This is a genomic window from Roseibium sp. (assembly GCF_048261595.1).
Taxonomy (GTDB): domain Bacteria; phylum Pseudomonadota; class Alphaproteobacteria; order Rhizobiales; family Stappiaceae; genus Roseibium.
In genome coordinates this window covers 219,983-233,473 of sequence record NZ_JBLXFW010000004.1, presented here as the reverse complement: position 1 = coordinate 233,473, position 13,491 = coordinate 219,983, and the positions used below count along the sequence as shown (strand labels likewise).

11 protein-coding genes are annotated in these 13,491 nt (G+C 57.0%); all 11 read left to right on the top strand.

What is annotated here, in order from left to right; all coding sequences use genetic code 11:
- The first annotated feature begins 61 nt into the window (after positions 1–61).
- A complete protein-coding gene (locus tag ACN0SY_RS14625; protein ID WP_417688325.1) occupies positions 62–1,363 on the top strand; it encodes a CaiB/BaiF CoA transferase family protein in 1,302 nt (433 codons plus the stop codon).
- The gene (locus tag ACN0SY_RS14620; protein WP_417688323.1) at positions 1,347–2,960 is read left to right on the top strand and encodes a thiamine pyrophosphate-binding protein; all 1,614 of its coding nucleotides are present in this window, start codon (positions 1,347–1,349) and stop codon (positions 2,958–2,960) included. Before ACN0SY_RS14625 ends, ACN0SY_RS14620 begins: the two co-directional genes overlap by 17 nt.
- A 523-nt stretch (positions 2,961–3,483) precedes the next feature.
- On the top strand, positions 3,484–3,795 hold the full coding sequence (locus ACN0SY_RS14615; protein ID WP_417688321.1) for an STAS domain-containing protein: 312 nt from the start codon (positions 3,484–3,486) through the stop codon (positions 3,793–3,795).
- Between the two features lie 7 nt (positions 3,796–3,802).
- On the top strand, positions 3,803–4,168 hold the full coding sequence (locus tag ACN0SY_RS14610; RefSeq protein ID WP_417688319.1) for a response regulator: 366 nt from the start codon (positions 3,803–3,805) through the stop codon (positions 4,166–4,168).
- A gap of 42 nt (positions 4,169–4,210) precedes the next feature.
- Positions 4,211–6,349, top strand: coding sequence for a chemotaxis protein CheA (locus tag ACN0SY_RS14605; RefSeq protein ID WP_417688317.1), 2,139 nt, complete (start codon positions 4,211–4,213; stop codon positions 6,347–6,349).
- Positions 6,350–6,378: 29 nt separating this feature from the next.
- Positions 6,379–6,870: a chemotaxis protein CheW gene (locus tag ACN0SY_RS14600; RefSeq protein WP_417688315.1), complete on the top strand. Its 492-nt coding sequence runs from the start codon at positions 6,379–6,381 to the stop codon at positions 6,868–6,870.
- A gap of 56 nt (positions 6,871–6,926) precedes the next feature.
- Positions 6,927–9,647 (top strand): methyl-accepting chemotaxis protein, encoded by a 2,721-nt coding sequence (locus tag ACN0SY_RS14595; RefSeq protein ID WP_417688314.1) that lies wholly within the window; start codon positions 6,927–6,929, stop codon positions 9,645–9,647.
- 60 nt (positions 9,648–9,707) lie between these two features.
- Positions 9,708–10,559, top strand: a complete 852-nt coding sequence (locus ACN0SY_RS14590) for a CheR family methyltransferase (protein ID WP_417688312.1) — start codon at positions 9,708–9,710, stop codon at positions 10,557–10,559.
- Positions 10,556–11,173 (top strand): chemoreceptor glutamine deamidase CheD, encoded by a 618-nt coding sequence (locus ACN0SY_RS14585; RefSeq protein WP_417688310.1) that lies wholly within the window; start codon positions 10,556–10,558, stop codon positions 11,171–11,173. The genes ACN0SY_RS14590 and ACN0SY_RS14585 overlap by 4 nt, the downstream gene beginning before the upstream one ends.
- 13 nt (positions 11,174–11,186) lie before the next feature.
- A complete protein-coding gene (locus tag ACN0SY_RS14580) occupies positions 11,187–12,251 on the top strand; it encodes a protein-glutamate methylesterase/protein-glutamine glutaminase (RefSeq protein WP_417688308.1) in 1,065 nt (354 codons plus the stop codon).
- 36 nt (positions 12,252–12,287) lie between these two features.
- Positions 12,288–13,484 (top strand): methyl-accepting chemotaxis protein, encoded by a 1,197-nt coding sequence (locus ACN0SY_RS14575; protein WP_417688306.1) that lies wholly within the window; start codon positions 12,288–12,290, stop codon positions 13,482–13,484.
- Positions 13,485–13,491 lie beyond the last annotated feature (7 nt).

Below are 13,491 nucleotides of genomic sequence, written 5' to 3'. Positions count from 1 at the left end.
TCATTGCAACGGGGCGTGTCTGGCTTGACGTCACCAAGCATGGCTGGCTCAACTGGGCGAAATGCTCCAAGGGAATTCAGTGACACAGCCCTCTATGCCTACCGGCCCGCTCGCGGGTCTTCTTGTTCTTGATCTTTCCCGGATTCTGGCAGGGCCGACCTGTACCCAGATTCTTGGGGATCTGGGTGCCGAAGTCATCAAGATCGAACGGCCGGGAACGGGCGACGATACACGTGGTTGGGGGCCTCCCTTCCTGAGGAACGAGGCAGGACAGGATACCCACGAAAGCGCCTACTATTTGTCGTCCAATCGCAACAAGAGGTCCGTTGCGGTTGATCTGGCCTCGGACGCTGGACAGAAGCTGATCAAGGGTCTTGCCGCAAAGGCTGACATCCTGGTCGAGAACTTCAAGGTCGGAGACTTGAAACGTCGAGGTCTGGACTACGACAGCCTGAAGATCTGCAATCCGGGCCTGATTTACTGCTCGATTTCCGGCTTCGGTCAGACCGGTCCATACGCGTCACGCGCAGGCTATGACTTTCTCATCCAGGGTATGGGTGGAATCATGTCTCTGACCGGGTTCCCTGATGAAGCAGGTGGCACGGAGACAAAGGCCGGTGTTGGGATCGCCGATGTCATGTGCGGCATGTATGCGACCGTTTCGATCCTCGCTGCCCTCAATCATCGCAATATGTCCGGCAAGGGGCAGCACATCGATATGTCCTTGTTCGACAGCCAGGTGTCCTGGCTGATCAACCAGGGCGTCGGTTATCTGGTATCCGGCGAAGTGCCGGGGCGACTGGGGAACGGGCACCCGACAATCGTGCCCTACGAGACGTTCCCGGCCAGCGACAAGTCTTTCATTCTTGCCGTTGGCAATGACAGCCAGTTCCGCAAATTCTGCGAGGTCGCCGGGGCCTTGGAGCTTTTCGACGACGAGCGTTTTTCGACAAATGCCGCACGAGTGCGCCATCGCGATGAACTGGTCCCGATCATCCGGCGGCTGACAATCGAGAAGCCGGCCGCAGAATGGATAAAATTGCTCGAAGAAAGACAGGTGCCATGCGGGCCCGTGAATGACCTAGCCGCCGTTTTCTCCGATCCGCAGGTGCTCGCACGCGACATGCTGATACGTATGCCGCATCCGGTGGCCGGTGAGGTTTCCCTTATCGGCTCGCCGATCCGGATGAGCGAGACGCCGGTGACCTATCGCAGGTCGCCGCCTTGCCTTGGCGAGGGAACGTTCGAGGTCTTTGCCACGCATCTCGGTCTCTCGGAAGAGACCTTGCTGGGTCTGAAGCAGGCTGGTGTCATTCAATGGGCTGACCGTGAAGAGGAGGTCGAGCGTGCGTACAGGGGCTGATGTCATTGCTGAGAAGCTGAAGCTGGCAGGATGCAGGCATGCCTTCGGCATACCCGGAGGCGAGGTTCTTGCGCTCATGGATGGCCTCGATAGGGCGGGCCTACGCTTTGTGCTGGTGAAGCATGAAAATGCAGGTGGCTTCATGGCAGAGGGCGGATGGCACGCCGACGGTGCGCCTGGGGTTCTGCTGGCAACGCTTGGACCCGGTGTCGCGAACGCCATCAATGTGGTTGCCAACGCCTGGCAGGACCGTGTCCCACTGATCTTTCTGACCGGCTGTGTCGATGCAGTCGATGCCGAGAGCTATACCCATCAGGTTTTCGATCACCAGCAACTGCTTCGTCCAATTGTGAAGGCGAGCTTTACGGCTCGCACGGGGGCAATTGATGCGATGATGGAAAAGGCCATCGCCCTCGCGACCGATGGTCAGCCTGGCCCCGTGCACATCGATGTGCCGATCAAGGTTGCGGAGAGTGCTTGCGACGAGGTCCCGTCGGCCTGGAGGGCGCCAGCACCAGCAGGTATCGCGGAGGCTGCCGACCTGCAAATCGCACTGGATCTTTTTGCCAATGCCCAGAAACCCTTGGTTATCGCTGGCGTGGATGCCGTCAACGAAGGTGCCGGGTCAGCTATAACGGAATTTTGTCAGAGGTTCTCAGTCCCACTTGTTACGACCTACAAGGCCAAGGGTCTGATGGATGAACGTAGCGAGCTAGCCTTGGGAGGCGCCGGGCTTTCGCCGAAAGCCGATGCAATCCTTCTGCCTCTGCTCGCTGAAAGCGATTGCGTTCTGCTCTTGGGATACGACCCGATCGAGATGCGGGTGAATTGGCGCAATCCGTGGCCCGATGACGCGCCGGTCATAGATGTCACGCCCATCTTGCGCACGCACGGAATGCATCGTTGTCGCGTCGAACTGCGGGGGACGGTGTCATCGGCGCTGAAGTTATTTTCTCGATCGAGGGCCCCCGATGCCAGGGCCTGGCCCGGAAACGAGCCGGAGACTACGCGCGGGCAGCTTGAAGAGGCGTTTGCCCCTGAGGCCGAGGGCTGGGGGCCGGCAACTGTTTTTCATACGCTTCGTCGGGTGTTGCCGGAAAGCACGACTGCCACTGCCGACAGTGGCGCGCACCGAATTCTCGCAAGTCAAATCTGGAAGTGTTACGCCCCGCGCGGAATGCTCCAATCCTCGGCGCTGTGCACTATGGGCTGCGCGCTGCCATTGGCAATGGGGCGGAGCCTGGTTGACGAGGCGCGTGCTCCGGTCATCGCGTTTGTCGGCGACGCCGGTCTGGAAATGTGCCTTGGCGAGCTTTCAACGCTTCGAGACTTGCAGTTGCCTGTCATCATTTGCGTTCTCGTTGACAGATCGCTGTCACTCATCGAGCTCAAGCAACGTGCCGGGCAGCGCCGGAACCTGGGTGTCGATTTCGGCGAGACGGATTTCCCGGCTGTGGCGAAGGCGTATGGCGGCCACGGCGTGTGGATCGAAGATCTGAAGGCGCTGGAGACCGAGGCAGTATCAGCCCTTGGTAGAAGTGGTTTTACGCTTCTTGCTTGCCGAATCAATGATCGCTCCTACGACGGCAGAATTTGAAAAATCTGCTTCTTCGAAGGGTCGTTTCAAGCTGGCGCAGCATCGGCCCGCCGGCGTTCCCGCCCTCAAAGCAGCGAACATCTAACGGGTGTTCCTGATCTTCGATAGTAATATACGAATACTGTGATTTCTATGGACATCGCCATCTTTAGAATGGCCCTTATGCATCCGTCAAATTGACAATTTCACGCATTTCGGCAGGCGAAAAAGATCATTGAAAAGACTCGCATCTTTTTCACGGCCTTGTCCGCATAAGCGCCTAACTCATTGAAAAAGACCATAGTTCAGAAGATTTGCTTGTCCTGAGTCTGCGATTACTTTTGGTTTCGATGAATTGAACTTGCAATCTATCGGAGAATTCTTGCGAGTCAGCGATCGCGTCAAATTTTTATTGACTTTGCGGTCACGTGCCTGAGCCTTGGTTCAAGTATTAATCTCGTGTTAATTGTTTAAGGTGTTCATTCTTACTTGAATTGATTTTGGAAAAAGTAGCAAAATTGAATAATAACTGGATGAGCAGCAAATGATCGATGGTATTTCGTCCGTTGTAAAAAATGCCGATGGCGCTGAATACTTCGAGCTGCCTGCGGTCTGTGACTTGTCGAGCGTCTCCAAGCTGCATGCGATGATTACGGAAGGCCCCGTTGGAGCGGACTTCTTAATCGACGCCGGAGCAGTCGAGCGCTGTGGAACAGCAGCAGTGCAGGTTCTGGTCGCCGCGTCGGAGGAACTGAAACAAAACGACTGCCGACTGGTGCTCAAGTCGGCATCTGAGCAATTCAACAATGCATTCGAGGACCTTGGCCTCGGACGCTGTCTTAGTGAGTGGGAGTGACTTTACGATGGCCAAATGTGCGCTGACCGTCGACGACAGCAAGACTATGCGGGACATGGTTGCCTTCACCCTCAAGGGGGCAGGTTTTGACGTTCTGGAGGCGGAAGATGGCGTTCATGCCCTGTCTGTGGTGCAGGGCAAGAAGGTCGATGTCGTGATCACCGATATCAATATGCCGAACATGGACGGCGTCACTCTGGTTCGTGAGCTGCGAGCCAAGTCGGAGTTCAAATCCACCCCAATCCTTATCCTCACGACCGAGGGAAGCGATGACAAGAAAGCGAGTGGCAAGGCGGCAGGCGCGACCGGATGGATCGTGAAACCGTTCGCCCCCGACAAGCTTCTGGCTGTCGTCAATAAAGTGTGTCCCTGAGTTTCGGCCTGATCTGTCAATTGAACCTACGGATTTGAACTCATGAGCAACAGCGGCTCCTCCACCTCCGACTTCGACCGGTTTCGCATCACTTTTTTCGAAGAGTGCAATGAGATCCTGGCTGATCTCGAAGTGCACCTGACCCAGCTTCAGGACGAGGCGCTGGACAATGAGGGCCTGAACGCGGTCTTTCGCGCGGCGCATTCCATCAAAGCCGGTGCAGGTGCCTTCGGATTCACCGATCTTGTCACCTTCACCCATTCTTTCGAAGCGCTGCTCGACAAAATGCGCGACGGCGAGATCGACCAGTCACCGGCTGTTTCCGATCTTCTGATCCGTGGTGGCGACGTCCTCGCAGAGCTGGTTTCAGCAGCCCAGGAAGAGCGGACCGTCGAGCCCGGTTTTGGATCGGACGTGCTTGAGGAAGTGCAAAAACTTCTTGGCCATGAAGGGCCCGCGTCCGATGATCATGCCACTCAGCCGGTCGAGGCCTCCGAAGCTACGGGTGGTCCGAAGTCCTGGCACATTCAGCTGAAGCCAAACCCGGACCTGTTCAAGAATGCGACTGAACCGCTTCTTCTGATCAGGGAACTGCGCGGGCTGGGGCAACTCGAGGTCAAGTGTGACCTGTCGAACCTGCCGCCCGTCCGCAAGATGGACCCTGAACTGGCATACCTGTCATGGGAATTCGTTCTTTCCTCCGAATGCTCACGTTCGGACATAGAAGAAGTATTCGAATTCGTTGACGACACTTGCGAGATCACGATCACGCAACAAGGTGCAGAAGCCGTCGCTGCAGAACCAGCGAGCGATGCATCAGCCATCCCAGCCATCCCAGCAGAACAATCGGAACGGGTTGGTGCTGCCGTTGCTACAGACGCAGCTAGTGTCGAGGCGCGCAAGGGGAACGAGCCCGCAACGCCCGCGGCAAAGGCCAAGGCGATGGCCGCTTCGTCAATACGAGTCGAGCTGGGCCGCATCGACAGACTGGTCAACACGGTTGGTGAACTCGTCATAACCCAGGCAATGCTTGCTCAAGAGCTTTCAGACCTGACCGCCCACCTTGATCGTCAGCCGATCGAGGGACAGGAGCAATTGGCCAACCTTACCCGCGAGCTTCAGGAATGCGTGATGGCAATCCGCATGCAGCCGGTGAAGTCGGTATTCGCTCGCATGCCGCGTCTCGTCCGCGACCTGTCTGGAAAGCTCGGGAAGAAGATCAACTTGCGCATGTCCGGCGAACACACGGAAGTCGACAAGACGATCATCGAAGAGCTTGCTGATCCGCTAACGCACATGATCCGCAACTCTATCGACCACGGAATGGAAAAGCCCGAAGCACGGATTGCCGCCGGAAAGAGCGAGGAAGGTACGATCGATCTTTCGGCTGCGCATGTCGGCGGGAATATCGTCATTTCGATAAGCGACGATGGTGCCGGCATCAACCGCGAGCGGGTTCTTCAGATCGCGATCGAGAAGGGCATTGTTGCGCCAGACGCGGGTCTCACCGATCAGGAGATCGACGAGCTGATTTTTGCTCCCGGCTTTTCGACCGCAGCAGAGGTGACCGACATTTCCGGCCGTGGGGTCGGAATGGACGTCGTGCGGAGAAATATCGTCAGCCTTGGGGGACGTATCCAGGTGCAGTCGGAGCCGGGCAAGGGAACGCGTTTCCATCTGCTCATTCCGCTGACCCTCGCAGTGCTTGACGGCATGATCGTGGCGGTAGGCAACCAGCGTTACATCCTGCCCATCACGAGTATTGTCGAGAGTTTCCGGCCGGAAAGGTCGCAAATGCGACGCCTTGATGACTACACCGCCGTGGTCCAGATTCGTGGCGAATTCATTCGGATCGTACGCTTGTGTGACCTGCTGAACGTCGAGAACGCCGTTCAGGATCCCACCAAGGGCCTCATTGTCCTGGTCGAGGTCGCCGGCGGCGGCAAGGTTGGCATTACGGTCGACGAGCTGATCGGCCAGCAGCAGATCGTCATCAAGAGTCTGAACGACAACTTCGATCCAATTCCAGGTATTTCCGGCGCGACCATCCTTGGCAATGGCAAGGTCGCCCTGATCCTGGACATAGAGCAACTCGCTTCCATGAAGAGCACGGTCGCACATCCTGCGACAGCTGAGTTCGGCTTTGCCGCTCCGGCACCACGGCTCGTCGGAGCAAAATGACCATTGGGGGACAATCGATGCAGGCAAATATGCTTCAGTCACAGGATCCCGTGACCGCAGGAACGGGCGCAGTATCGCTTCAGCCGGATGGAAGTCCGACGCCCACGTCGTGCCAATTCATCAGCTTCCGTCTCGGCGATGACGAATATGCCATCGACATAATGGCGGTTCGCGAGATCAAGGGCTGGACAGAGACGACGTCTCTACCCAACCAGCCGTCGCACGTTTTGGGGGTGCTCAACCTACGTGGAGCGATTGTCCCGATCCTCGATCTTCGTAGCCGGTTTGGCCAAGGCCTCACCGAAACGACATCGATGCATGTCGTCATCATCGTCAACGTCTCGGAGAAGACGTTCGGAATTCTCGTGGACGCCGTCTCGGACATCCTGACGGTGGAGCCCGCGGAAATTCGCCCAGTACCGGAGTCCGACAAGACCGGTGGTGCGGACTACCTCTCGGGCATCATCAACGCCGATGAGGGAATGGTTGTGGTTCTGGCGCTCGAGGAATTGTTCCGCTGACGCCTTCTATTCAAAGACCGACTGTGCGCCGGATCTGATCTTTCTAGGAGAGAAAAATGCAGGATACCGAAGATACCACCCCGGAGGTCGCAAAGAGCAGCGGCGGGTTCTCAGTTCGCAAGAAGGTGATGATCTTCTCGACGATCTTGACGGCTGTGATCGTCCTCATCGGCGGTCTTTCTTTCATGACGTATTCGCGCACCAACAGTTCGTTCGCAAATGTCGAGAAGACCTTTGAGGCCGAATATGAAATGGCGCATCTACTGCGGAATTTTCTTGTCCTGAAGGCCCGCGCCCGCGAGCATTTGCTTGCAGTCCTCGATGGAGAACCTTCCACGGTGCCTGCTGATCTCGTGGCGTTTGAAAAGCAGCTTGAGGAAACCAAGGGTCATCTTGACACTCAGCACCAGGACAAGCTTGCGAAGGTTGAAGCCGACACTCTGGAGTTCCACCACCTTTTTGAAAAGGCCGAGGAGCTCAAGAAAGAAGGCGGCGAGACTTACAAGAACTATCTGAAGCCGCTGGGTGAAGAGTTGGAGAAAGGCGCGTATGAGACCGAACAGGCGGCCATCCGTACCGGCAATTCGAACGTCGTCTCCCAGTCGGTTGCCCTCTTGCAGCAGGTCATGAAAGGTCGCATGGCGGCATACCAGATCATGTCCTCTGGAACAGGCGAGAATCTTCCGAAAGCCGAGCAGGCCTTCGCCAAGAGTGAGGTGCTGGTGGCCTCGCTTGCCAACAGCGGTGTGCCCGCCGTCACATCGAGTGCCGCGAACTTGAGTGGCAAGGCCTCCGAGTATGCGAACAAACTGGCCGTCTCTGTCGAGACGATGGCCGAACTCAAGAACATCGTCGACGTCGAAATGGTTGCGGTTTCGAATGCAATCGAGGCCGATTTCGAAACGGTAATGACTGCGCTTAGTGAAGCGCAGCACCGTATTGCCGAGAGCACCAAAGGCACGACCTTCACGACTTTCATCGTGAACGCCGTTGCTGCGCTCATGGCACTTGGCATGTGCGTGTTCTTTGCCCGGATGATTTCTCGTGGCCTCGTGAAGCCCATGACGGAACTGAGTGACCAGATGGCTGAACTTTCGGGCGGCAAGCTTGATCTGAAGGTTGGCTATCAGGATCGCGGGGACGAACTCGGCGACCTCGCACGCGAGCTGGAAGGGTTCAGGCAGACCGCCAACGATTCCGAACGACTGCTTGGTGTAAATACCCGCATCAAGGTTGCGCTGGACAATTGTTCTACCAACATCATGCTGGCAGATACCGACGGAATCATCGTCTACGTGAACAAGTCGGTCACAGCGATGCTCCGCAACGCCGAGCAGGATCTGCGCAAGGTGTTCCCCGGGTTCTCCGTCGATAATCTGATCGGCACGAACATCGACATCTTCCACAAGAACCCGGCTCACCAGCGCAACATCCTCTCAACGCTCAACTCGGCGCTGAACACCGAGATCCAGGTTGGAGGGCGCGACTTCGGCCTGATTGCGAACCCCGTCACGGATGCCAATGGAAGGCGACTCGGCGCCGTGGTCGAGTGGGCGGACAAGACCGAAGAACGCCGCATCGAGCGCGAAATCTCGAAGGTGGTCGAGGCAGCTGCGAATGGCAACTTCCGTGAAAAGCTGGTGTTGGACGGCAAGAAGGACTTCATGCTTCGCTTGAGCGAGTCCATCAACCAGCTGTGCCTGACGACAGCCAACGCTCTCGATGACGTCAATGAAAAGCTGCTCGCACTTAGCGAGGGTGATCTGACGGCACGCGTCACGACCACCTATGCCGGCATGTTCGAGGAACTGAAAAATAACCTCAACGATACTGGCACGCGCCTGGCAGAGATCGTGTCCGAGGTGGCAAATGGCGCAAACGAAGTGAGCAACGCTTCTGCGGAGATCACTTCCGGTACGACGGACCTGTCCGAGCGGACCGAGCAACAGGCATCCAGCCTCGAGGAAACGTCAGCTTCGATGGAGGAAATGGCGGCGACCATCCGCCAGAATGCCGACAATGCCCAGCAAGCCGACCAGCTTGTCGCAAGTGCCAACCAGGTTGCGACACGAGGTGGTCAGGTCGTGACACGTGCGGTGGAGGCGATGAGCCGGATCGAGGCTTCTTCCCAGAAGATTTCCGACATCATCGGTGTGATCGATGAAATCGCATTCCAGACCAATCTCCTGGCACTCAATGCGGCGGTCGAGGCCGCTCGTGCGGGCGATGCTGGCAAGGGCTTTGCGGTTGTGGCTTCGGAAGTCCGATCGCTGGCGCAGCGTTCGTCCGAAGCGGCCAAGGACATCAAGGAACTTATCGTCGAAAGCGGAACTCAGGTTACCGACGGCGTGGAATTGGTGAACAACACCGGTTCGACCCTGGATGAGATCGTCAACTCCGTGAAGAAAGTCGCCGATATTGTCTCTGAAATCGCCGCCGCGAGCCGCGAGCAATCTGCCGGTGTTGAGGAAATCAACAAGGCCGTCAGTCAGATGGACGAGATGACCCAGCAGAATTCGTCGCTGGTCGAAGAGAATGCCGCAGCATGCCGCATGCTCCAGAGCCAGGCGGAGAACATGAGCCGCCGGATGGCCTTCTTCAAGACGAACGAAAATGCACGCCACTCTGTTCGGGAAACCGCCACGGCTGTTGCCAGTGTCGGTGCGGCGATGGGCGGCGGCCGATCCTATGCCGCTCCATCTCGCGGTGGCGCGGCAGCACTGCAGCAGAGCCTTGCGGTCGCTATCAACGAAGATGACGACTGGAAGGAATTCTAAAAGGGTTCGCTACCGGCGGCCGAACTGGCGGCCGCCGGTGCTCATCTTGAGAGAATGTGAATGTCGGCAGCTGTTGCAGAGAAAGAACGTGAGTTCCGGTTCAACGACAAGGAGTTTCGCTATCTTGCGGGAGTGGTGAAGGATCATGCCGGTATTGTGCTCGCCGATCACAAGAAGGATATGGTCTACTCGCGGCTTGCCCGTCGGCTGAGAGCCTTGAAGCTGTCCAGCTTCGAGGACTATTGCGCTCTTCTGGAAAGCGAGGGCGCCGCCGATGAAATGGGCATGTTCATCAATGCGATCACCACAAACCTGACGCGTTTCTTTCGTGAACCCCATCACTTCGAACACCTTGCTGAAGTCATGCCGCGAAAGTTCCAGAATGCACCCACTGCGACCCGAATTCGCATTTGGTCCGCAGGCTGTTCTTCCGGCGAAGAGCCCTATTCGATTGCCATGACGATGGCGGAGTGCCTGCCCAGGCTCGCGGCCTACGACTTCCGGATACTGGCGACGGATCTCGATACCTCGATGGTCGCGCACGCTGCTAGGGGTGTCTACCGCATGAGTGATGCGGACGGCCTGTCGAAGACGCGGATTGGTAAGTGGACACTCAGGGAGAGAGCCGCGGATTCAATTGCCATGAATCCTGTGCTGAAGGAACGGATTACGTTCAAGCATCTGAATTTGCTGCGTGATTGGCCGATGAAGGGAAAATTCGACGTGATTTTCTGCCGTAACGTGATGATCTATTTCGATGGCCCGACGAAAGACCGGCTTCTGCGGAGATTGTCCGACCATCTCGTGCCCGGTGGCTGGCTTTACATCGGTCATTCCGAAACGATCCTCGACCAGCAGAGCTGTCATCTCGTGCCTCGCGGCAAGACTATTTATGAAAAGGTGGTGGCATGAACGCCTCTGTTCGGATTCCCAAATCCAGGCGCGACCTTGCGACACCAAACCTGGAGCACACGGCGCACCACAAGAAGGTCCGTGTCTTGCCAGGTGAGACCCGCACCGTGACGGATCCCGAGCATACCCTAGTGACCATTCTCGGATCATGCGTGTCGGTGTGCATCCGAAATCCCTGGACCGGATTCGGGGGCATGAACCATTTCATGCTTCCACAGAGTGATACCGGAGAGTGGAATGGCGTGAATGCAGCCATGCGCTACGGAAACTATGCGATGGAGGCCTTGATCAACGAGGTCCTGAAGCGCGGATGCGCGCGAAAGGACCTTGAAATCAAGGTTTTTGGTGGTGCGAACCTTGGTTTTCACACCGCCAGTGTCGGCACCAAGAACGTCGAGTTTGTTTCACGGTATTTACGGGAAGAGGGCCTCTCCATTGCTGCCTCTGATGTTGGTGGCAGTCACGGTCGGCGTCTTTACTACAGGCCGTCGACCGGCGTGGTACGGCAACTTTACCTACGCACCAATCAGGATAATCGGGTTGCTGCTGAAGAGCAGACCTATGCGAAGACCGTCAATTCGGCGCCGGTTTCCGGCTCAATCGAACTCTTCTAGGGCAGCGAACAGTATGACGAAGAAAATCAAAGTGTTGATCGTTGATGACAGTGCGCTCGTTCGTCAAATGCTGGGCGAGATGCTGAACTCGGATCCGGAAATCGAGGTCGTCGGGACAGCATCTGATCCAGTATTTGCCCGTCAGATGATCAAGGAGCTGAACCCTGATGTATTGACCCTGGATATCGAGATGCCGCGCATGGACGGTCTTCATTTCCTGGAAAAACTCATGGCATTGCGCCCCATGCCGGTCGTCATGGTGTCTTCGTTGACGCAAAAGGGCGCAGATGTCGCGTTCCGTGCGATGGAACTCGGCGCTGTCGAGATTGTCGGTAAGCCGGTCATGGATTTGCGAGATGCATTTCAGGGGATGCGCTCCGAAATCGTAGGCAAGGTGAAGGCAGCTGCCCGGGCGAGGGTTCGGCCAAACGCTTCAGGGTCCACCCCTCCGGTCAAGCCCATGAGCCAGAACCTTTACAAGACAACCGAGCGGATCGTTTGCATTGGCGCGTCCACCGGTGGCGTTGAGGCGGTTGCGCAGGTTTTGCGCATGTTGCCGAGCAATGCGCCGGCGATCGCAATCACTCAGCACATGCCTCCGGCTTTCACCGGCAAGTTTGCCGCACGCCTTAATGGGATGTGCGCGATCAAGATTGCGGAAGCTCAAGGTGGAGAGCGGATGCTCCCGGGACACGCATACATAGCGCCAGGCCATTCTCATCTCCGCGTGGTTCGCTCGGGAGCAAACTACGTTTGCAAGGTTGAAGGTACTGAGCGTGTGAGTGGTCACTGTCCGTCCGTCGACGTGCTGTTCGAATCTGCAGCCGCCAATATTGGTGTGAATGCAGTGGGGATCATTTTGACCGGCATGGGACGCGATGGTGCCAAAGGCCTGAAAGCCATTCGCGATGCCGGCGGCGCGACCATCGGACAGGATGAGGCCAGTTGCGTGGTTTACGGCATGCCGAAGGCGGCATTCGATATTGGAGCAATTGAACAGCAGTGCTCTTTGGGGGCGATCGCGGAAACGATGCTTCAAACGTGCGCCAAAGGCGGCGCTCAGGCGATCCGAATCTAGGGGCGTTGCTTTTTTGGAATGGAATTGGGGACCGAGATGGTAGCGAGTGATCGGGCCGAAGGCTTCTTGCTTGAAGACGAAAATGCGATCGATTCCTTTGAAGGGGACGTTGAGGCGTCCGGCTCTGGAGGGACCTCGGACGCACTTTCCGAGACGTCTGACGCTGCAATGACGAGCAAGCTTCCGGAAGGTGATGATGAGGTCATCGGACGGCTTGGAGATCTGCGTTCTGTCCAGAATGATACCCTTCAGTTCCTGATACGAGAGATCAACTCCGTCTCGGACTATGTCGAGAGCCATGCAACCTCTCTGACCACGCGCTTCCGGGAGATGTCCGAAGCCTCGCGCGAGCAGAGCAAGGTGGTCGAGGCAATGGCCTTCGACGTCCAGCATGTTGCCGTCGACGATGCCCATGTGCCGATTGGCGATCTCGCCAAGGACCTTTCGGACACGATGGAAGACTTCTTCAAGAAGGTGATCTTCCTGTCTTCCCGTGGCGTGAAGATGTCCTACACGCTGGACGATATCTTCAAGGTCCTGGAAAACATGCAGCTGAGCATCAACGAGATCGAGCGCATCAACAAGCAGACACATCTTTTGGCACTCAACGCCAAGATCGAGGCCGCACGCGCAGGCGAGGCTGGCAAGGGCTTCGCCGTCGTCGCAGATGAAGTGCGCCAGCTGGCAAACTCGGTCAACGGCTTGTCCTCGAGCCTCAGAGAGCAGACCAGCCAGGTGACCGCTGGTCTCGATGGCGGCTATGCGATCATCAAGGAGATCGCCACGGTCGACATGTCCGAAGACAATATCGCGGCACATGATCGCCTCAAGATGATGACCAAGGGTTTCGTGACGCAGAGCTCCCAGCTCGCCAGCTCCTTGACGCGCAGCGCGGCGGCCAGCCAGAAAATGGAACAGGAAATCGGGTCATCTATCGTGGAGCTTCAGTTCCAGGATCGCGCCAAGCAGCGGCTCGAGGCCGTCTGCGATGCAGTGATGAAGATGCTTGCCGTCTCGGGTAGCAACTTGCCGGATACCCTGATCCCGCTCGAAAACACGAGCCTTGAATTCCGGCGCTCAGTGGCTGCCGAGATCGCAAATATTTTCAAGTTGGGAGAGTTGAAAGCGGCATACGAAACCGAATTCGGAATTGCAACAGCCCCTTCCGAAGGGGAAACGGACGACGCATTGGACGCCTCTCCGGCCGACGATGACGGGATTGAATTGTTCTAGGAGAAAA